This window comes from Agromyces sp. NPDC127015 (assembly GCF_042725165.1).
Taxonomy (GTDB): domain Bacteria; phylum Actinomycetota; class Actinomycetes; order Actinomycetales; family Microbacteriaceae; genus Agromyces; species Agromyces chromiiresistens.
Genome location: NZ_JBHXDI010000006.1, coordinates 165034 through 185642, shown reverse-complemented (window position 1 = coordinate 185642; position 20609 = coordinate 165034). Strand labels below are relative to the sequence as shown.

Sequence of the window (20609 nt, the reverse complement as noted above, 5' to 3'; positions counted from 1 at the left end):
TGCGCTCGGTCGACCTGCGGTTGTGGATGGCGCGTGCACACCGTCGAACCGCCATGGCAGAGTGTGCGCATGACCGACCGCCGCTCCGCCGGGCCAATCTCCCCCGGACTCCGTCGCTGGCCGACCTCGCCCGCGCACTTCACCGACACGACGCTCTGCCCGTCGTGCTTCGAGCGCCTCGCGTCATCGCACTGCGGGATGTGCGGCCTCGACCTGTCGACTCCCGACGCGACGCGACTGCTCGCCGCAGGAGAACGGGTGCGCGAGGCGGAGACCGCCCGTCAGCGGTTGCTCGCCGAGGTCGGCGCGGCTCAGGCGGCGACCCTCGTCGCACCGGTTTCGGCGTCGACCGCGGTCGTCGCCCGGCCCGCGCCGGCCGCGCCCCCGTCGCAGCCGATCGTCATGCCGGTGGCCCCGCCGGTGCCTGGCACGGTGCCGGCCGAGCACGTCGTCGCGCGGCCCGCACCGCCCGCCGTCTCGCCGTCGCCCGTCGCGGCCACCGCGGACCGGCAGCCGTCGTCGCCGCTCGCGCCCGTCGTGGGCGATGCCCCCCGCCGCCGGTCGGGCGTGCAGGTCTTCCTGCTCGCGCTCGGCGTCGTGCTCATCTCGATCACCGCGATCGTGTTCCTCTTCGTGGCCTACCTCGTGGCCGGCCTGGAGGTGCGGTCCGTCATCATCGCCGCCGCGAGCGTGCTCGTGCTCGGTGTCGCCTGGCTGTTGCGGGCGCGCCGTCTGCCGGGCACGGCCGAGGGTGTCGCCGCGGTCGCGGTGGTCCTGCTGCTGCTGGACGTCTGGATCGTGCGCGCGAACGGACTCTTCGGGACGGACGCGCTCGGTTCGGCCGGCTACACGGGCGGCGCCCTCCTCGTCGTCGCCGGCCTCCTCGCCCTCACCCGCGTCGTCACCGGGATCCGCGTGCCCGGGTTCGCCGCAGCGGCGCTGATCCCGGTCGCCGCGTTCCTGCTCGGCGTCCAGGCCGCGCCCGAGACCGAGGTCGCGACCGGTGCGTGGGTCGGCGGACTCGCGATGACCCTCGTCGGCGCTGTCGGCGTGCTGGTGCCGACGCGCGTCGAGCGCACGATCCTGCTCTCGGGCGGGTTCGCGGGCGGTGCGCTGGCGTTCGTCGTCGCGGTCTGGGCGCTGCCCGAGGCAGCGTGGCCCGAGCTGTGGACCTTCGGACTCGTCGCGGTCGCCTGGCTGGTCGTGCTGGCCGCCCTGCGCATGCGCGCTGCGGCGGTCTCGGGGGTGTGGACCGACGTCGCCGCGGCGGGCCTCGGCCTCGCTGCGGCGATCGCGCCCGCCGCGGCCATCGCGTCGGAGCTTCCGGCCGGCCCCGCGAGTTGGCTCGCTCCCGCGGCGTCCGGGGCCGTCGTGTGCCTGCTCGCACTCGTCCACCGGCTCAGTGGGGCGCGCGCATGGCTCGTGGCACTGGTCGCCGCGGCCGCGGTCGCCGCTGCGGCCGCGCTTCCCGGTCTCGCCGTAGGCGCGGCCGCGGTGGGTGCGAAGGTGTTCGGCAGCACCCTGCCGACCGGCCCGTTCCGCGCCGGATCGGCGTTCCGCCTCGACGACGAGGCCGAACTCGGTGCGGTGCTCGTGCCGCTCGTGATCGCCGTCGTCAGCACCGCGGTGCTCGCCCTCCTCGGCCGGCTCCGCGGCGTCGCCGCCGTGCCCATCGGTGCCGTGCTGGCAGCGCTGATCGTCGTCGGCGCCGTCGTCGACCCGGCGTGGGCGTCGGCCGCCGTCTGGCTCGCCATCGCAGTCGGAGCACTGGTCTGGGCCGCGCTCGCGGGACGCCGGGTGCCCGGCCTCACGACCGTGCTCGCGGTCGCCGGGGCGTCCGCCGCCGGACTCGGCTGGTGGCTCGGCTTCGGTGATCCCGGTGTCTGGCCGTGGGCGAGCGCCGTCGTCATCGCGGCGGCGTTCGCGGGACGGGTGCTCGCCGCCGTCATCTGGTCGAGGGGCGCCCGGCCGATCGGGCTCGTCCACGTCGTGCTCGCGAGCGCGCTGCTCGTCACGACGCTCGGCTCGTTCGCCTGGTGGCTCGACGCCGTCGGCGTGCCCCTCGCGCAGCCCGTGACGACCGGATGGATCATCGCGGGCCTCGGCACCTCGCTCCTGCTCGGACTCGCGATGCTCGTCGCGGTCGCCACGCCCGGAGACCGGCTCGCCTTCGCGATTCCGATGCTGGCCACGGCGATCATCGCCGTGGCGGCACTTGCATTCACGACGACGGATGCGTCATGGCGGTGGACGCCTGCGGCGGTCCTGACCCTCGCTGCGGCCGTGGGGCTCCGTCGGTCGGCACCGTCGGGGCTCAGGATCGCGTTCGCCGCGGTCGCACCGCTCAGCCTGGGCGTCGCGGTCGCGCTGATCACCCTCGAGCTCGCCGGATCCCGGGCGATCGGGTACGCCCTGGCCGCGACGACGCTCGCGACCGCGGCGATCGCGCACCTCGTGGCGCGCCACCGCGCCGGCGCGGCGACCATCGCCTGGGTGGCCGCCGTCGCCGTGCTCGGCACCGCGACGCTCGCGATGACGACCGCGCCCGCCGGCGAGCCCTGGCTCGTCCTCGCGGTCCTGGCACCGGTGCCGATCGTGCTCGCCGCCATCGCCGGCGACCCGATCGCGGGCGATGCGCCGTGGCGCCACGTCGGCTGGCTGACGCCGGTGCTCGCGATCGGCTCGGTGTGGGCCTGGCTCCTCGGCGACGGCGTCGAGACGGCCGAGGCCTACACGCTTCCGCTCGCGGTCGTCGTCGCCGGCTGCGGCACGCTGATCGCGTGGCGGCGCCCCGCGAAGGCTGCGGCGGACGCCGGCAGGACGGCGCTGTTCGGCACGGCCGCGGCGATCGCGGTGCTGCCGAGCGTGGCGTCGGCCGGCGACTCGGCGCTCCGCACCCTCGTGCTCGTCGGTGGCGGCGCGGTGGTCGCGATCGCGGGCGGGTTCCTGCCGACGTCCCTCGGCGGGGTCCCGGCACGGCTCCTCGTCGTCGCGACGGGCTGGACGGCACTGAGCGGCGCCGCGATCGTTCGCGGGCTCGCACTCGCCCGCGGCGTCGAGGGCGCCGACCCGATCGAGCTGTGGCCCGCCGTGGCGCTCGCCGCCGGCGTCGTCGTCGCCCTGGTCTGGGCCCGCTCTGAGTCGCGGCCCGCGTGGCTCGCCGAGGTGTCACTGGCGGCGTCGCTCGTGCTCGCCGTGCTGCCCACGCTCCTCGCGATCGTCTCCGATGAGCACCCGCTCGCCCGCACGGCCGTGCTCTTCTGGGCCGTCGCCGTGGCGCACGTCGTCGGCGTCGCGGTCCGTGCCAGGCCCGTCGCCGGCCCGGTGTTCGCGTGGACGACGCGCGGCATCCTCGTGATCGGCGGCGTCATCGTGCTGGCTCGCGGGAGTGTCGAGCCGTTCGACCTCGTCACCGTGCCGGTCGGCCTCGCGTTCACGGTCGCAGGAGTGCTCGCCATGCGCCGCTCCCCCGCGCTCGGCAGCTGGCCGGCGCTCGGCGCCGGGCTCGCCGTCCTGCTCGTGCCACCGCTCGTCGCCGACTTCACGGACCCGCAGTTGTGGCGCGTCGTCGCGCTCGGCGTCGCGAGCCTGACCGTGCTCGTCGTCGGCGTCGTGCGCCGGCTCCAGGCACCCGTGCTGATCGGCGGCGGCGTGCTGCTCGTCCACGCCGTCGTGCAGCTGTGGCCGTACATCGCGACGCTCTACGAGGCGGTGTGGTGGTGGCTGTGGCTCGGCATCGCCGGTGTGCTCCTCGTCGTGCTCGCGGCGACGTACGAGCGGCAGCTGCGGTTCGCCCGCTCGACGATCGGCTCGATCGCGGCGCTCAGGTAGGCGCCCACGTGCACGGGCGGGCCGCCGCCGTGTACTACGATGATCCATGGCCCGCGAGCGGGTCGCGGGGATGTAGCTCAATGGTAGAGCCTCAGTCTTCCAAACTGATTACGCGGGTTCGATTCCCGTCATCCCCTCCGAGCGCAACGAGAACGGCCCCGCGACACCGTCGCGGGGCCGTTCTGGTATCTCCGGCTCAGTACCGTTCTCCTGCTCAGTACTTGTTGCCGATCGCCTTGTTCTTGATCGCCTCGAACTCGCCCTGCGTGATCGTGCCCGCGTCGAGCAGCGCCTTCGCCTTCGCGATCTCGTCGGCGGGATTCGCGAACGAGACCGAGCGGATGTACTCCTCGCTGTACTCCTGGTACTCGCGTTGCTTGCGCCCCGCACGCTCCGCCATGCCGTTGCCGCGCGCGATCAGGTACACGAGCGCGGTGATGAACGGCACGAAGATCAGGAAGATCGTCCAGGCCGCCTTGGCCCACCCGTTCAGCTCGTGGTCGCGGAAGATGTCGATGAGGATGTAGACGAGCGCGAAGATGTACGCCACGTAGGCGAACATCCAGAAGAGGAACCAGAACCAGTCCCACACGCTGTTGAGGAAGTACATGGCAGACCCTTTCGTTCGTGCGGCCAAATTATCGGTTCGACGGCACGGAACGCGAGCATGACGCGCGGCACTGCGCCGCGACATCCGGTCATTGTCGGCCATGCCGTGTCAGGAAGCCAGCCCTGCCTACCCTTCCTTGAAATACCGGGGCAGGTGCGTAGCGTTGAGGAGGACATACTCCAGGGAAGGTGGACACGATGACCGACATCCAGACCGCACCGAAGACCGGCTCGAACGCCGACGTCGCCGCAGGCGTCGCCCAGTACCTCACCCCCGTCGTGCATGAGCTCGTCGCCCTCGTCGTCAACGGCAAGCAGGCGCACTGGCACGTTCGCGGCGCGAACTTCATCGCCGTGCACGAACTGCTCGACGACGTCGTCGCCCACGCGCAGGAGTGGGCCGACCTCGCGGCCGAACGCGTCGTCGCCCTCGGGCTGCCGATCGACGGGCGCCTCGGGACCGTCGCCGCGAAGAGCGGCGCCAAGGACCCGAAGCTCGGCTTCCTCTCGTACGAGGAGGCGATCACGGGCGTCGTGACCCAGATCGACCTCGCGACCGAGAAGGTCAACGCCGCGATCGACGGGCTCGCCGACCTCGACCCCGCCAGCCAGGACGTGGTGATCGAGATCCGTCGCGGCCTCGACAAGGACCGCTGGTTCCTGTTCTCGCACATCGCCGTCGAGTAGGCGACTCCCGACGGGCTGACGGGCCCGGATGCCGCACGCCGGGCGCCCCGGTGGCCCGGCGTCCGGGCCCGAGCCGTCTCCGACGCGGCAGCGGGCGGGATTTCACGCGGTTCGCACGAACCGCACGTGCCGCGGGTGCGCGAGAATCGTCCCAGGGCCCGAAACCGACCGGGCGGCACGACGGAAGGGGATGCGACGATGGCGAGCACAGAGGCAGCCTCGAACCGGCATCGGGAGCGCAAGACGCCCAAGCGCCCGCAGTCGAAGCTCGCCGAGCACTGGACCAACGTCGACGGCCTCGACGTCTTCTACCGGGAGTCGCCGGCGCCGCCGCCCGGCGCTCCCGTCGTCATGCACGTGCACGGGTTCGGGCTGTCGGGGCATTACCTGCTGCCCACCGCCGAACTCCTCGCCGACGACTTCCACACGCTCGTGCCCGACCTGCCGGGTTTCGGGCGCAGCGCACGGCGCTCGCGCTCGGAAGGCCTCACCCTGAGCTCGCTCGCAGAGGCGGCCGCCAGGTTCCTCGACGACCGCGGCATCGAGAAGGCCACCCTCGTGGGCAACTCGATGGGCTGCCCGGTGATCTGCGAGTTCGGCCACCACTTCCCCGACCGCCTCGAGCGGGCGATCCTCGTCTCGCCGGCCGGCGGCTACCACAACCAACCCCTCGCCCGCGCGATGGTGCAGCTCGCGCGCGACGGCGGCCGCGAGCCGAAGCGCATGGTGCGCGTCGCCGCACCCGACTACCTGAAGTTCGGCGTCGCGAGCACCGTCAAGATGTTCGGCGCACTGACCCGGTACCCCACGCTCGAGCGCCTCCTCTCGCTGCCGGTGCCGATCCTGGCCGTCATCGGCGACCGCGACCCGCTCATGCCCGACCCGGCGCGCGTGCACGAGGTCGTCGCCCATGTCGACACCGACGTGATCGTCGTCGTGATGGAGGGCGCGGCGCACGCCATCAATTTCAGCCACCCCGGCGAGCTCGCGCACATCATCCGGCAGTTCATGGCCGATGAGCCGATCACCGACGACCCCGACTCCCCCGGCGAGACCAAGGTCATCGAGCTGCATCGAGGCGCGCGCCGCGACGACTCCGACGACTGAACACGCCGCGAGGATGGCGGGCCGCCCGGCCCGGGTGGAGAATGCCGATATGGCGACGGTCGAACCCGAGCCCGAGCCGTCGACCCACGGCGACACCGCATCGTTGAGCGATGCGCAGCGATCGCTGCGCGCGCAGATGCTCGCGACCGAGCACTGGAGCCTGCTCGCATCGAGGAGCACCACGCAGAGCGAGGTGCTCACCCGCATCGCGATCTTCCTCACCCTCGTGTCGGCGGGACTCGTCTCGCTCGGCGTGCTCGGCAACGCGACCGGCTTCCGCGGGTGGTTCGGCGCGGCCGCCCTCGGGGTGCTCGCACTGCTGGTGCTGCTCGGGGTGATCACCCAGCTGCGGGTGTTCAACACGGCGACCGAGGACCTCGTCTACGTCCTCGCGATGAACCGCCTCCGCCGGGCGTACGTGGATCTCGACCCCGGCATCGAGCCCTATCTCATGACCGGTACGACCGACGACGAGGCCGGCGCGAAGACGACCTACTTCCCGTTCGCGGCGCGCGATCGTTCGCAGGTGTTCGCGAGCTCGATGATGGTCATGCTCGTGGTGAACACGGCGCTCGTCGGCCTCTTCATCGGCGCACTGGTCTTCGCTGCGACCGGGTCGATCGCGTGGTCGATCGCCCTCGGCGCGCTCGCCGCCGTCGCCCAGTTCGTGCTCTGGATGCTGCGGGGCTATCGCAGCTATCGCGGAGTGTTCGCCGCCCACGCACCGCTGCGGGGCACGACGCGGTGAGCGTTCAGCGCTGCAGCCAGGTGAGCACCGCGAGGACGCGCCGGTGATCGGTGCCCGAATCCTCGAGGCCGAGCTTCTGGAAGATCGACGTCACGTTCTTCTCGACCGCGCCGACCCCGATGAAGAGCTGCTTCGCGATGCCGGCGTTCGTGCGGCCCTCGGCCATGAGCTCCATGACCTCCCGCTCGCGCGGGGTCAGGGTGGCGAGCGGGTCGCTGCGCCGGGCGAGCAGTTCGCGCACGACCTGGGGGTCGAGCACCGTGCCGCCCTCGCTGACCCGTTCGACCGCGTCCTCGAGTTCGTCGAGGGAGGCCACCCGGTCTTTCAGCAGGTAGCCCATGCCCCCCTCGCCCGACGAGAGGAGCTCGTGCGCGTACGTGCCCTCGACGTACTGGCTGAGCAGCAGCACGCCGAGTCCGGGGCGGCGCTTGCGCAGCTCGATCGCCGCGCGAACGCCCTCGTCGCGGAACGTGGGCGGCATGCGCACGTCGAGCACGGCGAGGTCGGGATCCGTCTCGTCGATCGCGGCGAGCAGGGAGTCGGCTTCGCCGTAGGCGGCGACCGTCTCGAAGCCGGCCTCGTCGAAGAGGCGCACGAGCCCCTCGCGCAGGAGCACCGAGTCTTCGGCGAGGACGATGCGGAGGGGCCGGGCCGAGTCGGTCATGCCCCCCACATTATCGGGGGCGGACGACCCGGGGCGGGCGTGCGCCGGGGCGGGGTCTTGCCCCTCCGTCGCCGCTCGAACGCCCCGGTGCCGTCGTCGCTCGACCGCCGGCGCGGCTCGCGGCTACCCGACCAGCGGGCTGTACGGGATGTGCGCGCCGATCGTCGTCGGGCCGCCGGCGGGGCTGTCGACCACGAACAGTCCGCGCAGACCGTTGACCCGCTCGGCGAGTCCGGCGAGTCCGTGCCCGGGCACCGTCGATGCGCCGCCCCGGCCGTTGTCGGTCACCCAGACGTCGACCCAGTGCCCCGTGGCGCCGGTGTCGCGCGTCGAGACGGCGAGCCGCACGCTCGTCGCCTCGGCGTGCTTCGCCGCGTTGGTCAGGAGTTCGGCGGCCACGAAGTAGACGTTCCGTTCGATCGGGGCCGGCAGCGAGGCATCCTCGGGCAGCGTGATCTGGACCGCGACCGGCACGGGGCTGCGCGCGGCGAGCGATTCGAGGCCGACGGCGAGCCCCCGGTCCTGCAGGATCGGCGGGGCGAAACCGCGTGAGAGCGCACGGAGTTCGTCGAGCGTCTCCCGCGCCTGGTCGCGCGCCTCGCCGAGCAGTTCGCGCGCCGACTCGGGATCGCGGTCGAGCTTGCGCTCGATGGCCGCGAGGTCCATCTGCAGGCGCACGAGCCGTTGCTGCGGCCCGTCGTGGATGTCCCGCTCGAGACGTCGCAGCGAGGCGTCCTCGGCCTGCACGGCGGCGCCGCGCGAAGCAGCCAGCTGCGCGACCTCGCGCTCGAGGGCCTCGGACCGCCATGCCCCGAGCATTCCGCGCGCGACCACGTCGTGCAGGAGCGTGAGCCCGCGGAAGACGTAGGGCAGCGTCGCGAGGAAGATCACGCCGAGGATGAGCTCGAAGACGGTCTCGCCGACCCGCGGGTCGAACTGCCACGTGTTGCCCGGGAACAGGAAGTCGAGCACGGTGTCGAACAGCCAGAAGTCGTCGTCGGCGCGACCGTCGGGGATGTAGCGCTGCCAGATCCAGCCCGTCGTGCCGGCGAGCGCGACCGAGGTCCAGGCGACGGTCAGGCTCCACGAGACGATGCTGACGATCGGGTTCACGACGAGCCCGTGCAGCAGGTACAGCCAGTAGTGCCCGTCGATGAAGGGCGCGAACATCGTGCGCCAGAAGCCCTGGTCGCGATCGCCCCGCTCCCAGGCGGGGCGGGCGACCTCGCGGCGACCGGCCCAGCGCAGCCGTACCAGCTCGAGCGTGCCGAAGCCGCGCGCCATGAACATCGAGGCGACCACGATGAAGATGCCGAAGACGAGGAAGATCAGGCCGAGCCCCGTGAAGAAGGTCGTCGACAGCAGCACGAGCGCCGTGATCGCGATCGGCATCGTCAGGATGAGGAAGGCGAACTCCCTGGGCACGGTCGCCCACAGCGCCCAGTAGCCGCGGCGCCGCGGCGCGGCATCGGTCGTGGTGTTCGTGGTCATCGCCTCGGTGCTCATCGCCTCGGTGCTCGTCGCCTCAGTGCTCATGGTGGGTTCCTCCCGTCATCGTGGCAGACCCGGTGGGATCGAGGGTCGCGGACTGACCTGGTTCGACGACGGCGAACTGCCCCATCATCCCCTGGTCCTCATGCCACAGCAGGTGGCAGTGGTACATGTACGGCGTGTCGGTGTCGGTGTAGTCCTCGAACCGCATCAGCAGCTCGTACTCGGTCTCGGGCTCGGTGAAGATCGTGTCCTTCCAGCCCGAGAGCTCGGGCGGGGGCGCCTCGCCGCCGATCGAGGCGATGCGGAACTGCACGTCGTGCACGTGGAAGCTGTGGGGCACCTGCGTCGCGTTCTCGACCACCCATCGTTCGAGCGTGTCGACCGTGACGGTCTCGTCGATGCGCCCCATGTCCATCGCCTCGCCGTTGATCTCGAAGCTGTCGCTGAGTTCGAAACGTCGGGTCGTCGCGACCTCGGTCTCGTCGATGTCGTCGATCGTGTTGAGCTGCGCCGGCACCGCTGGCGCCGGCTCGAGCGCGTCCCCAGCGCGCACCTCGAGGACGTCGAACGCGTCGCTGCCGCCGTTCGTCGCCGCGACCGGCCCGACGAGGCCGGCGACCTCGGGCGTCATCCTCGATTGCAGCACCACGCGCTGGCCGGGCGTGACCCGCAGCAGGACCTCGGCGCGCTCGCCGGGCGACAGGCGCACCTGGTCGAGCTCGACGGATGTCTCGAGCAGGCCGCCGTCGGTCGCGATGAGCTGGACGGGGCGGGCGTCGCTCCAGGTGAACGCGTAGGTGCGCGCCGTCGAGGCGTTGAGCAGCCGCAGTCGAACGAGCTCGTCGGTCACCTCGAGGTAGGGACTGCGCGTGCCGTTCACGAGGAGTTCGTCGCCGAGCCCGCCCGCGTAGGTGCGCTGCTTCGATTCCTGCTCGCCCTCGGCCGAGAACCCCGTGTCCTGCACGATGACCGGGATGTCGTCGACGCCGTACTCGCCCGGCAGCCCGAGCGAGCGCTCGTGCTCGTCATGGAGGATGAACATGCCGGCGAGTCCGCGTGCGACGTGGTCCTCGGTCTCGCCGTGCGGGTGGGGGTGGTACCAGAGGGTCGCCGCCTGCTGGTCGATGTCCCACTCGGGCGACCACGAGGCGCCCGGTTCGACCATCTGGTGGGGACCGCCGTCCATCTCGGGCGGCAGGTGCATGCCGTGCCAGTGCACGGTCGTCGGTTCGTCGAGCGAGTTCGTCACCTCGACGCGCACGTGCTCGCCGCGGTCGGCGACGAGCGTCGGGCCGAGGTAGCTGCCGTTGAACCCCCACGTGTCGCTCGGTTCGCCCGGCTCGAACTCGGTCGCGCCGGCCTGCGCCTCGAGGGAGAAGACGCGGGTTCCGCCGGCGTCGACCGTCGATTCGGCGAGCGGCGGGATCACGAGCGGGCGGTCGAAGTCGACCTTCCCGATCGTGGAGACCGGAGCGGGGGTGACGAGGCCGCAACCGGCGAAGGCGACGGCGACGAGGCCGCCGGCGGCGATGGCGGCGATGGCGCTGCCGATTGCGGCGCGCGGCCTGCGGAGACGTGTCTGAAGCATGCCTCCAGCCTCGCGAGCGGCGCGCAGCCAGCACAGCCGGCGTGCGCCCGGATCGCGGCGGGGGTTATCCCCACCGTGCCGTCACGCCTGGCAGGACGGGCACCAGTAGAGCTTGCGGGCGCCCATCTCTTCGAGCACGATGTGCGTGCCGCAGACCCGACACGGCAGGCCTTCGCGCTTGTACACCCAGTGCCGGTCTTCGCGGCTCGCCATGGCGGCGCGGTACGCCTCGGGGTCGAGGTCGTCCATCGTCATCATCTGGCCGGTCTCGACGCCGATGCGCAAGAGCTTCGACCAATCGCGCCAGAGCTCGCGCACGAGCTCCTCGGGCACCTGCTTGCCCGGCGTGTGCGGATTGAGGCGCGCCCGGAACAGCAGCTCGGCGCGGTAGACGTTGCCGATGCCGGCGACGACGTTCTGATCCATGAGCAGCAGCCCGATGGGCGTCGGCTTCTTGCGGACGACGCTCGTGAAGCGCTCCTCGGCGACGGCGCCTGGATCGAGCAGCGGGTCGGGGCCGAGCTTCGCGACGATCGCCTCGACCTGGGCGGGGTCGAGCACCTCGCACGCGGTCGGCCCGCGGAGGTCGGCGCAGATCGTGTCGGTGAGCAGCCGAACCCGCACCTGCCCGATCGGTTCGGGCGGGAACGTCTCGAGGCCGTTGCCCTCCTTCTCGGATTCCGACATGCGCAGCCGCGTCGTGCGGGGCGCCCCGATCGAGGTGAGCGAGTTCTCTCCGGCCGAGTCGAAGACGACGGCGTCGGGGTTGGGCGCGTCGAGGAACGTGCCGCGCTGGTTCGTCTGCCCCATGCGCCCGTTCGCCGATGCGATCGTGGCATCCATGAGGATGTCGCCCGCGAAGTCCCAGGCACCGTACATGCCGAGGTGCACGCGCAGCCAGACGTCGCCCTCGAATCCGAGGAACATCTGCTTTCCCACGGCGCGCGCATCGATCATGCGTCGGCCGTCGAGCTCGGCGGCGCCGACGGCGAACCGGCCCTGCGGGCTCGAGGCGTGCACGACGTGGCCGACGAAGTTGCGCTCGAACTGCCGGGTGATGCGGTGGACCGAGTGGCCTTCGGGCACCCTGCTACTCCGCCGGCGCCTCGGCGCGCGGCTCGACGTCCACGCCCTTGCCTGCGATGTCGCCCGTCGTCTCGTACTCGGCGAGCTGCGCGATGCGGCGCACGTGGCGCTCGTCGCCCGAGAACGGCTCGGCGATGAACGCATCGATGTAGCGGATCGCCTCTTCGACGGTGTGCTGGCGCGCACCGATCGAGATGACGTTGGCGTCGTTGTGCTCCCGGGCGAGGATCGCGGTGTCCATGCTCCAGACGAGGGCGGCGCGGATGCCCTTCACCTTGTTCGCGGCGATCTGCTCGCCGTTGCCCGAGCCGCCGAACACGACGCCGAGGGCCTTCACGCCGGCGGCCTGGTCGCGCGCGACGCCGAGCGCGGCATTGATGCAGAACGCCGGGTAGTCGTCGAGCGCGTCGTACTCGACCGGGCCGTGGTCGATCACCTCGTGACCGCCGTTCGACAGGTGGGCTTGGAGGGTCCGGCTGAATTCGAGGCCGGCGTGGTCGGTCGCGATGTGGATGCGCATGCAGCAATTCTAGGGATTCGGCACCCACGTGACGGCGCGCCCGTGCGGCTGCGCCCACGCCCGCTGCACCCCGTCGAGCGCGAGCACGAAGTCGGTCGAATCGTTGGGCACGTCGTCGCGGACGCGGATGCCCGGCACGATCGATCGCCCCTCGACCGAGAGCCAGTGACCCGGCAGCTCGCGCACCGTCTCGACGAACCGGGCGCGCGCGGCCTCGTCGAGGTAGGCGATGACGGCGGTGTGGAGGACGACGAGGGTCGCCTCGGCGGGCGCCTCCGCGGCGAGCGCGGCGAGCCGCTCGTTGAGGTCGCCCGCTTCGAGGCGCGGCGGATCGGCGGCGACGATCGTCGCCGCGGCGCGCAGTCGCTCGCGGCGGTCGTCGTGCTCGGGCCAGATGAGCGCGTCGAGCCAGGCGAGGTCGTCGGGGTCCGTGACGTCGAGCGGATTGAGGTCGATGCCGGCGCGCCAGGCGACCTCGGGCAGGCTGGCGGGTACGGGCACCGGTTCGGTGCCGCGCGTCTCGCAGTCGAGGATGACGCGGCTCGTGCCGTCGGCCGGGTCGAGTCGCCCGTGGCCCGGGTATCGGTAGCTGTACCGGTCGGGGTACAGGCAGAGGCCCGCCGAGGCGCCGACCTCGAGGAGCGCGAGCGGGCCCGGGATCTCGGCGAGCGCGGGAACGTGCAGTGCGCAGCGGCCGGCTTCGTTGGTCTGGGTGGCGTGGGTCTCGGCGGTCTCGCGCACCTCGGGCCAGTGCGCCGCCAGCCACCGCCTGAAGTCGTCGTACGGCGCCGGTTCCGAACCGCGGAATCGCGCGGCCGAGAACACGAGGTTCGGCTGGCGCTTCGCCGGCGGAAGCTCGTCGATGAGCGCGATCGTCGCCGGGTCGTCGGCGACGCCGAGCGCCCATGCATCGTACGTCTCCGACATCCCGCGGGCCTCGACCTCGGCGAACGCGCGGTAGCGCTCGGCGGTCGGGGCGTCGTTGTCGACGGTGGTGCGCATGGGGTCAGGCTACGCCTGCGGCGCGGCGACGGGGACGCCTCGGCGGGAGCTGCGGCATCCCGTCGCCGGAGCGCTCCCTCACACGTCCTCGGTCATCGGCGGCCGGAGCAGCGAGATCGCGTACGCAGCGATCCAGGCGAATCCGAGGGCGACGCCGAGGAGGAGCCGCACGCTCATGCCGGGCCCGAACGGGACGCAGAGCACGAGGCAGGCGACGCCGATCACCCGCGACCAGGCCGCCGCAGCGCGGTGCCCCTCCCAGGCGAGTCGGCGGGCGACGACCCACGTCGCGGCGACGAGCGCGAGGAACGCAAGCGGCGCCGCGAACGCGTGCAGCCACCCGTGCAGGGTCAGCTCGGTCGGCGTGCCGGCGGGCGCACCGGCCGGGAAGCCGAGCGCCGGGTCGGCGGTGAACGCCCCGCCGAGCACGAGCCCGACTCCGTAGAGCGCGAACAGCACCGGGGCAGCGATGCGTCCGGGCCCGTCGCCGAGGCTCCGGCGAGCGCCCGCGGCGAACGCGAGCATGAGCACGCCCGCGATGACGAAGTTCGCGATCTGCACCCAGCCGAGGTCGCCGAGCGAGAGCAGGCTGAGCGGGTGCCGGGCCAGATCGAATCCCTCGCGGGTGAGGACCTGCGCGACGCCCACCACGACGAAGAGCGGTCCGGCGACGACCCCTGCGGCGACGAGACCGCGCGTCGCGGGGTCGCCGGCACGGGCGGCACGTCGTCGGTCGGCGGTCTCGCCCGGTTCGGCGCTCGAGCGGTCGATGCGGGTATCCATGGTGGTGCTCCTTCCGGTCGTGACCCGGTCGATCGACCGGGTCGTTCACCATGGCGTCGCCGCGAGGCATCCGATCTCGACATCGATTCGCAGAATTTCTCGCGACCATGTCGAGAACCGGCAGGAACCGCCGACGCTATCGTGAAGGCACACGCCACCCGGGCGGGCCTCATCGAGGAGGAATCCGATGCGTTACCTGTGCATGATGAAGTCGAGCGAGTCGAACGGCGAGACGCCGCCGGCCGTCTACGAGGCGATGGCCGAGTACGACCGCTGGGGCCGCGCGAACGGCGTGCTGCTCGACAGCCGGGGACTGCTGCCCAGCGAGACCGGCGCGATCATCTCGCTGGCCGACGGCGACATCAAGGCCGTCGACGGTCCGTTCACCGAGGCGAAGGAGCTCGTCGGCGGCTACGCCGTGATCGAGGTCGGCACCCGGGAGGAGGCGCTCGAGCTCGGCCGACGGCTCATGCAGATCCACAAGGACTTCTGGCCGGGATTCGTCGGCAGCGTCGAGATCCGGCAGATCGCAGAGTTCTGACGCCCCGGCGGTTGCGGCCGCGTGGCGCGCGTGGTCTCATGCACCCGTGAGCGAGATGACCACGCGCGCCGCGATCGAGGCGGTCTGGCGGCTCGAGTCGGCGCGCATCATCGCCGCGCTCGTTCGCATCGTGCGCGACGTCGGCCTCGCGGAGGACGTCGCGCAGGACGCGGTCATCGCGGCGCTCTCGCAGTGGCCGGCGTCGGGGATCCCCGACAACCCGGGCGCGTGGCTCATGACCACGGCCAAGCGGCGGGCGGTCGACGCGTTCCGGCGTCGCGCACGGAACGACGAGACGGCGGCCGCGCTCGCGCGCGAGCTCGAGCAGACGATCGACGACGACCCGGCTGCGGGCATCGACCACGTCGAGGACGACGTGCTGCGGCTGATGTTCATCTGCTGCCACCCCTCGCTCACGCAGGAGGCGCAGACGACGCTCACGCTGAAGCTCGTCGCCGGGTTGACGACCAGAGAGATCGCGCGGGCCTTCCTCACGACCGAATCGACGATCGCGCAGCGCGTCTCACGGGCGAAGCGCACGCTCGCCGACACCGGGGCGGCGATCGAGGAGCCGAGCGGCGACGAGCGCGCGGCACGGCTCGAGACCGTGCTCCGTGTCGTGTACCTCCTCTTCAACGAGGGCTACTCGGCGACCGAGGGCGACGACTGGGTCCGCCCGGCGCTCTGCGACGAGTCCGTACGGCTGGGGCGCATCCTCACGGCGATCGTGCCCGAGGATCCCGAGGTGCACGGGCTCTCGGCGCTCATGGAGCTCCAGTCGTCGCGGCTCGCCGCGCGCACCGGCACCGACGGCGAACCGGTGCTGCTCGACGTTCAGGATCGCAGGCGATGGGATACCTCGCGCATCCGCCGCGGCATCGAGGCCCTCGCGCGGGCGGAGTCGCTCGCCGTGGCCGGCGAGGGGCCCGGGCAGTACGCGCTGCAGGCGGAGATCGCCGCCGAGCACGCACGTGCGGCCTCGGTCGCCGACACCGACTGGGCGCGCATCGCCGACCTCTACGAGCAGCTCGGCCGGCGCACGGGCTCCCCCGTCGCCGAGCTCAACCGGGCCGTCGCGCTCGCCCGTGCCCACGGACCGGCGGCCGGGCTCGCACTGCTCGACCAGCTGGCCGAGCTGCAGGCGCTGCGCGGCTACCACCTCGTGCCGAGCGTGCGCGGCGACCTCCTCGAGCAGCAGGGCCGCGGCGCCGAGGCTGCCGCCGAGTTCGACCGGGCCGCCGCGATGACGGCGAACGAACGGGAGCGGCGACTGCTGCTGCATCGAGCGGAAGCGGCGCGGCGGCCGCCGTCCGATCGGTGAGGTGATCGGCGGCGCCCGTCGCCGGTCGCCCTCCCGGCCTTCGGCGCAGCGGTCGTGTCGATCGTGCGCGGTTGAGGCGACCGTGCCGATCATCCGGCTACTCCACCGACGGCCCGAGGGCTAGGCTGGGACGCGTTGCCTGCGGCCACGAGCCGCGTCGATACTTGCGAAGGAGCGCACGTGCCCGGAGAGAACCTCACCCGACTCGAAGCCGAGGAGCGCGCCGCGCTCGTCACGGTGCACGACTACGACGTCGTGCTCGACGTCACCGTCGGCCCCGAGGTCTTCAAGACCACCACGACCGTGCGGTTCGACGCGGCCACGCCCGGCGCCTCGACGTTCATCGACGCGATCACCGCGACCGTGCACTCGGTCACCCTCAACGGGGTCGAGCTCGACCCGGCCGAGGTGAGCGACGGCGTGCGCATCCAGCTGCCGAACCTCCAAGCGCAGAACGTGCTCGTCGTCGAGGCCGACGGGCGATACATGAACACCGGCGAGGGCCTGCACCGCTTCGTCGACCCCGCCGACGGCGAGGTGTACCTCTACACCCAGTTCGAGGTGCCCGACTCGCGCCGCATGTTCGCCGTGTTCGAGCAGCCCGACCTGAAGGCCGCATTCACGTTCACCGTCACGGCCCCGTCGCACTGGCAGGTCGTCTCGAACATGCCGACGCCCGAGCCCGAGCTGCACCCGTCGGGCCGCCGCGCCGACGACGTCTCGACGGCGACGTGGTCGTTCGAGCCCACCCATCGCATCTCGAGCTACATCACGGCGCTCGTCGCCGGCCCCTACGACGTCGTGCGCGACGAGCTCATCTCGCGCGACGGCCGCGTCATCCCGCTCGGCGTGTTCAGCCGCAAGAGCCTGTCGCAGTACCTCGACGCCGACTACATCTTCGAGAAGACGAAGCAGGGCTTCGAGTACTTCGAGCAGAAGTTCGACGTGCCCTATCCCTTTACGAAGTACGACCAGCTCTTCGTGCCCGAGTACAACGCGGGCGCGATGGAGAACGCCGGGTGCGTCACCTTCACCGAGGTCTACGTCTTCCGTTCCAAGGTGACAGATGCCATCAAGGAGCGCCGGGTCGTCACGATCCTGCACGAGCTCGCGCACATGTGGTTCGGCGACCTCGTCACGATGAAGTGGTGGAACGACCTGTGGCTCAACGAGTCGTTCGCCGAGTGGGCCTCGACGATCGCGACCGCCGAGGCGACCGAGTGGCACCACGCGTGGACGACGTTCAACTCGATGGAGAAGAGCTGGGCGTACCGCCAGGACCAGCTGCCCTCGACCCACCCGATCGTCGCCGAGATCCGCGACCTCGAAGACGTGCTCGTGAACTTCGACGGCATCACGTACGCCAAGGGCGGCTCGGTGCTGAAGCAGCTCGCCGCCTGGGTCGGCATCGACGCGTTCTTCACTGGCGTCTCGGCGTACTTCAAGAAGCACGCGTGGGGCAACACGACCCTCGCCGACCTGCTCGCCGAGCTCGAGGTCGCCTCGGGCCGCGACCTGTCGGGCTGGTCGAAGCTGTGGCTCGAGACGGCGGGCGTCAACACGCTGCGCCCCGAGATCGAGACGGATGACTCGGGCGCGATCACGTCGTTCACGGTGCTGCAGTCGGCGCACCCCGACTACCCGACCATCCGACCGCACCGCCTCGCGATCGGCTTCTACAACCTGAAGGACGGCAAGCTGGTGCGCGAGCACCGCGTCGAGCTCGACGTCGACGGCGAGCGCACCGTGGTCGCCGAGCTCTCGGGTCTCGCTCGCCCCGACCTCGTGCTCCTCAACGACGACGACCTCGCCTACGCGAAGATCCGCCTCGACGAGGCATCGCAGAAGGTCGCGATCGCGAACCTCTCGAAGATCGAGGACCCGCTCGCCCGCGCGCTGGTCTGGTCGAGCGTCTGGGACGCGACTCGCGACGCCGAGACGAGCGCGAGCGACTACCTCGACCTCGTGCTCGGCAACATCGCGAGCGAGACCGAGTCGACGACGCTGCGCATCATCCTCGCGAACGCGCAGCTCGCCGCGAGCTCGTACGTCGCACCCGAGCACCGCGCCGACGCGCGCCGCACGCTCGCCGACGGGTTCTGGCAGCTCGCACAGCAGGCCGAGGCCGGCAGCGACGCGCAGTTCCAGTTCGTGAAGTCGTTCGCCGCGATCGCCGAGGCCGGCACCCAGGTCGACGCCCTCGCCGGTCTCTTCGACGGCTCGATCTCGCTCGACGGGCTCGACATCGACACAGACCTCGGCTGGGAGCTGCTCATCGCGCTCGTCGCCGCGGGCCGCGCCGGCGATGCCGAGATCGACGCCCGCCTCGCCACCGACAAGACCGCGACGGGCCAGGAGTCGGCGGCGCACGCCCGTGCGGCGCTGCCGACCGCCGCGGGCAAGCAGCGCGCGTGGGACTCGATCGTCGTCGCCGACACCGCGACGAATTCGGTCGTCCGCACGACCGCCGCCGGCTTCGTGCGCGCCGACGAACAGTCGCTGCTCGCGCCCTTCATCGAGCGCTACTTCGGCATGATCGGCGAGGTCTGGAAGGCCCGCAGCTACGCGATCGCCGAGAAGCTCGTCGAGCTGCTCTACCCCGCCACGCTCGCGAACCGCGAGCTCGTCGACGCGAGCCACGCCTGGCTCGACCAGAACACCGATGCCGCGCCGGCCCTGCGCCGTCTCGTGATCGAGAATGTCGCCGGTGTCGAGCGCGCGCTCGCCGCGCAGGCGCGCGACGCGCAGTAGTCGCACCGCGGCCTCACCGGGGCGGCGGCGAGTGGTACCCCGGTACCACCCGCCGCCGCCCCGAACCATTCCCGCGGCCGATGCGCCGGAGGCGGTCGCATCCGTAGCGTCGAAGGCATGATCACCGCAACCGCGCTCACCAAGCGCTACGGCCAGAAGACGGCCGTCAACGACATCACGTTCACCGTGCGGCCCGGCCAGGTCACCGGGTTCCTCGGTCCGAACGGCGCCGGCAAGTCGACCACGATGCGCATGATCGTCGGCCTCGACCGCCCGAGCGCCGGCACCGTCACCGTCGGGGGCAAGCCGTACGCCGCGCACCGCGCACCCCTCCACGAGGTCGGTGCGCTCCTCGACGCGAAGGCCGTGCACACCGGCCGCACAGCCGAGAACCACCTGCTCGCGATGGCGGCGACCCACGGCATCGGCAAGCGCCGCGTGCGCGAGGTCATCGAGCTCACCGGCCTCGAGTCGGTCGCCCGCAAGCGCGTCGGCGGCTTCTCGCTCGGCATGGGCCAGCGACTGGGCATCGCCGCGGCCATGCTCGGCGACCCCTCGACCCTCATCCTCGACGAGCCGGTCAACGGGCTCGACCCCGAGGGCGTGCTCTGGGTGCGCCAGTTCGTCCGCCACCTCGCCGGCGAAGGCCGCACCGTCTTCCTCTCGTCGCACCTCATGAGCGAGATGGCGCAGACCGCCGATCACCTGATCGTGCTCGGCCGCGGCGAGATCATCGCCGACGCGCCCGTCGACGAGATCGTGGCCGGAGGCACGCGTCCCCGCGTCCGCGTGCGATCGCCGCACGCGTCGCAGCTCGCCGACCTGCTCGCAGCGCCCGAGGTCGCCGTGCTCCGATCCGAAGCCGGCGTGCTCGAGGTCACGGGCGTCGAGGCGGCCGGGATCGGCGACCTCGCCGCCGCGCACGGCCTCGCCATCCACGAACTCACCCCGCAGAACGCGTCGCTGGAGGAGGCCTACATGGCCCTCACCGCCGACGCCGTCGAATACCGTACGGAGGCCGTCCGATGACCACGATCACCCCGACCGCGACGCACCCCGCGCAGGGCGCGCGCTCGACCCGCCTCACGTTCGGCGGCGTGCTCTCGTCCGAATGGATCAAGCTGCGGAGCCTGCGCTCGACCGTCTGGTCGTACCTCATCGTGATCGCGATCTCGCTCGGCATGGCGCTGCTCATGTCGCTCAGCATGGTGAACGGCATGGGCGGCGGCATGGACATCGACGGCGCTCCCGTGGAGCAGCAGCACGAGCTCGTGATGCAGGCCTCGACCTTCGGCGTCTACTTCGGCCAGCTCGTCGTCGGCGTGCTCGGCGTGCTCGTCATCAGCGGCGAGTACACGACCGGCATGATCCGCTCGACGCTCACGGCCGTGCCGCAGCGCCTGCCCGCCCTCGCCGCGAAGGGCGTCGTGCTGTTCGTGGCGACGTTCGTCATCGGCATGCTCGCCAACCTGGGCGCATACCTGACCGCGACGATCGTGTTCGGCACCGACCTCGAACTGCTCGACGCCGACACGCTCCTCACGCTCGCCGGCGGCGCCCTGTACCTCGCGCTCGTCGCGGTGTTCGCCCTCGGGGTCGGCACGATCATCCGGTCGAGCGCAGGTGGCATCGCCGCCGTGCTCGGCCTGCTGCTACTGCTGCCGACGGTGCTGCAGCTCATCCCGGCCGACTGGGCGCACGACGCCATCCCGTACCTGCTGTCGTCGTCGGGCATGACGATGTTCATGGCGATCGGCGCCGAGGACTCGGCGATCGTGGGCCCGAACGCCTGGCAGAGCCTCCTGGTCGTGCTGGCGTGGGTGGGGGTCTCCATCGCCGGCGCCTCGGTGCTCCTGAAGCGCAGGGACGCGTAGAGT

General features: G+C 71.8%; 17 protein-coding genes and 1 tRNA gene. 10 read left to right on the top strand and 8 right to left on the bottom strand.

The window, feature by feature from the left end; all coding sequences use genetic code 11:
- Nucleotides 1–69 precede the first annotated feature (69 nt).
- Nucleotides 70–3831: an SCO7613 C-terminal domain-containing membrane protein gene (locus tag ACFWGP_RS18275; RefSeq protein ID WP_376931523.1), complete on the top strand. Its 3762-nt coding sequence runs from the start codon at nt 70–72 to the stop codon at nt 3829–3831.
- A 66-nt stretch (nt 3832–3897) separates the two neighbouring features.
- Nucleotides 3898–3968: transfer RNA gene (locus ACFWGP_RS18270), tRNA-Gly, on the top strand.
- 77 nt (nt 3969–4045) lie between these two features.
- Here the strand turns inward: ACFWGP_RS18270 and ACFWGP_RS18265 are convergent.
- The gene (locus ACFWGP_RS18265; RefSeq protein ID WP_231430839.1) at nt 4046–4441 is read right to left on the bottom strand and encodes an SHOCT domain-containing protein; all 396 of its coding nucleotides are present in this window, start codon (nt 4439–4441) and stop codon (nt 4046–4048) included.
- 197 nt (nt 4442–4638) lie between these two features.
- Between ACFWGP_RS18265 and ACFWGP_RS18260 the strand changes: the two genes are divergently transcribed.
- From ACFWGP_RS18260 to ACFWGP_RS18250, 3 genes are all read left to right on the top strand, one after another.
- A complete protein-coding gene (locus tag ACFWGP_RS18260) occupies nt 4639–5127 on the top strand; it encodes a Dps family protein (protein WP_231430838.1) in 489 nt (162 codons plus the stop codon).
- 198 nt (nt 5128–5325) lie between these two features.
- Nucleotides 5326–6234: an alpha/beta fold hydrolase gene (locus ACFWGP_RS18255; protein ID WP_231430837.1), complete on the top strand. Its 909-nt coding sequence runs from the start codon at nt 5326–5328 to the stop codon at nt 6232–6234.
- A 49-nt stretch (nt 6235–6283) separates the two neighbouring features.
- Nucleotides 6284–6982: a hypothetical protein gene (locus ACFWGP_RS18250; protein WP_231430836.1), complete on the top strand. Its 699-nt coding sequence runs from the start codon at nt 6284–6286 to the stop codon at nt 6980–6982.
- A gap of 4 nt (nt 6983–6986) precedes the next feature.
- On the opposite strand, the gene ACFWGP_RS18245 is transcribed toward ACFWGP_RS18250, so the two are convergent.
- The 7 genes from ACFWGP_RS18245 to ACFWGP_RS18215 all read right to left on the bottom strand — a co-directional run bounded on the left by ACFWGP_RS18245 (nt 6987) and on the right by ACFWGP_RS18215 (nt 14119).
- Nucleotides 6987–7646, bottom strand: a complete 660-nt coding sequence (locus tag ACFWGP_RS18245) for a response regulator transcription factor (protein ID WP_231430835.1) — start codon at nt 7644–7646, stop codon at nt 6987–6989.
- A gap of 123 nt (nt 7647–7769) precedes the next feature.
- Nucleotides 7770–9182, bottom strand: a complete 1413-nt coding sequence (locus ACFWGP_RS18240; protein ID WP_376931522.1) for a sensor histidine kinase — start codon at nt 9180–9182, stop codon at nt 7770–7772.
- A complete protein-coding gene (locus tag ACFWGP_RS18235; protein ID WP_376931521.1) occupies nt 9172–10728 on the bottom strand; it encodes a multicopper oxidase family protein in 1557 nt (518 codons plus the stop codon). Before ACFWGP_RS18235 ends, ACFWGP_RS18240 begins: the two co-directional genes overlap by 11 nt.
- An 81-nt stretch (nt 10729–10809) precedes the next feature.
- The gene (locus ACFWGP_RS18230) at nt 10810–11814 is read right to left on the bottom strand and encodes an Fpg/Nei family DNA glycosylase (RefSeq protein ID WP_231430832.1); all 1005 of its coding nucleotides are present in this window, start codon (nt 11812–11814) and stop codon (nt 10810–10812) included.
- A 4-nt stretch (nt 11815–11818) separates the two neighbouring features.
- Nucleotides 11819–12334: a ribose-5-phosphate isomerase gene (locus ACFWGP_RS18225; protein ID WP_275506889.1), complete on the bottom strand. Its 516-nt coding sequence runs from the start codon at nt 12332–12334 to the stop codon at nt 11819–11821.
- A gap of 9 nt (nt 12335–12343) precedes the next feature.
- Nucleotides 12344–13336, bottom strand: coding sequence for a DUF2332 domain-containing protein (locus ACFWGP_RS18220; protein WP_376931520.1), 993 nt, complete (start codon nt 13334–13336; stop codon nt 12344–12346).
- Between the two features lie 78 nt (nt 13337–13414).
- A complete protein-coding gene (locus ACFWGP_RS18215; RefSeq protein ID WP_231430829.1) occupies nt 13415–14119 on the bottom strand; it encodes a DUF998 domain-containing protein in 705 nt (234 codons plus the stop codon).
- A gap of 187 nt (nt 14120–14306) precedes the next feature.
- Between ACFWGP_RS18215 and ACFWGP_RS18210 the strand changes: the two genes are divergently transcribed.
- From ACFWGP_RS18210 to ACFWGP_RS18190, 5 genes are all read left to right on the top strand, one after another.
- A complete protein-coding gene (locus tag ACFWGP_RS18210) occupies nt 14307–14660 on the top strand; it encodes a YciI family protein (protein WP_231430828.1) in 354 nt (117 codons plus the stop codon).
- Nucleotides 14661–14715: 55 nt separating this feature from the next.
- Nucleotides 14716–15981, top strand: coding sequence for an RNA polymerase sigma factor (locus ACFWGP_RS18205; protein ID WP_376931533.1), 1266 nt, complete (start codon nt 14716–14718; stop codon nt 15979–15981).
- Nucleotides 15982–16161: 180 nt separating this feature from the next.
- Entirely contained in the window at nt 16162–18732 is a 2571-nt protein-coding gene (gene pepN, locus ACFWGP_RS18200; RefSeq protein ID WP_376931519.1) for an aminopeptidase N, read from the top strand.
- Nucleotides 18733–18849: 117 nt separating this feature from the next.
- Nucleotides 18850–19761: an ABC transporter ATP-binding protein gene (locus ACFWGP_RS18195; protein WP_275506885.1), complete on the top strand. Its 912-nt coding sequence runs from the start codon at nt 18850–18852 to the stop codon at nt 19759–19761.
- Nucleotides 19758–20606: an ABC transporter permease gene (locus ACFWGP_RS18190; protein ID WP_231430825.1), complete on the top strand. Its 849-nt coding sequence runs from the start codon at nt 19758–19760 to the stop codon at nt 20604–20606. The genes ACFWGP_RS18195 and ACFWGP_RS18190 overlap by 4 nt, the downstream gene beginning before the upstream one ends.
- Nucleotides 20607–20609 lie beyond the last annotated feature (3 nt).

What these genes read in the sequence shown, in the direction of transcription:
- ACFWGP_RS18275 (WP_376931523.1), top strand. Translation starts at nt 70, where the DNA reads ATGACCGACCGCCGCTCCGCCGGGCCAATCTCCCCCGGACTCCGTCGC.
- ACFWGP_RS18205 (WP_376931533.1), top strand. Translation starts at nt 14,716, where the DNA reads ATGACCACGCGCGCCGCGATCGAGGCGGTCTGGCGGCTCGAGTCGGCG.
- ACFWGP_RS18250 (WP_231430836.1), top strand. Translation starts at nt 6,284, where the DNA reads ATGGCGACGGTCGAACCCGAGCCCGAGCCGTCGACCCACGGCGACACC.
- ACFWGP_RS18210 (WP_231430828.1), top strand. Translation starts at nt 14,307, where the DNA reads ATGCGTTACCTGTGCATGATGAAGTCGAGCGAGTCGAACGGCGAGACG.
- ACFWGP_RS18195 (WP_275506885.1), top strand. Translation starts at nt 18,850, where the DNA reads ATGATCACCGCAACCGCGCTCACCAAGCGCTACGGCCAGAAGACGGCC.
- ACFWGP_RS18260 (WP_231430838.1), top strand. Translation starts at nt 4,639, where the DNA reads ATGACCGACATCCAGACCGCACCGAAGACCGGCTCGAACGCCGACGTC.
- ACFWGP_RS18235 (WP_376931521.1), bottom strand. Translation starts at nt 10,728, where the DNA reads ATGCTTCAGACACGTCTCCGCAGGCCGCGCGCCGCAATCGGCAGCGCC.
- ACFWGP_RS18215 (WP_231430829.1), bottom strand. Translation starts at nt 14,119, where the DNA reads ATGGATACCCGCATCGACCGCTCGAGCGCCGAACCGGGCGAGACCGCC.
- ACFWGP_RS18255 (WP_231430837.1), top strand. Translation starts at nt 5,326, where the DNA reads ATGGCGAGCACAGAGGCAGCCTCGAACCGGCATCGGGAGCGCAAGACG.
- ACFWGP_RS18225 (WP_275506889.1), bottom strand. Translation starts at nt 12,334, where the DNA reads ATGCGCATCCACATCGCGACCGACCACGCCGGCCTCGAATTCAGCCGG.
- ACFWGP_RS18220 (WP_376931520.1), bottom strand. Translation starts at nt 13,336, where the DNA reads ATGCGCACCACCGTCGACAACGACGCCCCGACCGCCGAGCGCTACCGC.
- ACFWGP_RS18240 (WP_376931522.1), bottom strand. Translation starts at nt 9,182, where the DNA reads ATGAGCACTGAGGCGACGAGCACCGAGGCGATGAGCACCGAGGCGATG.
- ACFWGP_RS18265 (WP_231430839.1), bottom strand. Translation starts at nt 4,441, where the DNA reads ATGTACTTCCTCAACAGCGTGTGGGACTGGTTCTGGTTCCTCTTCTGG.
- ACFWGP_RS18190 (WP_231430825.1), top strand. Translation starts at nt 19,758, where the DNA reads ATGACCACGATCACCCCGACCGCGACGCACCCCGCGCAGGGCGCGCGC.
- ACFWGP_RS18245 (WP_231430835.1), bottom strand. Translation starts at nt 7,646, where the DNA reads ATGACCGACTCGGCCCGGCCCCTCCGCATCGTCCTCGCCGAAGACTCG.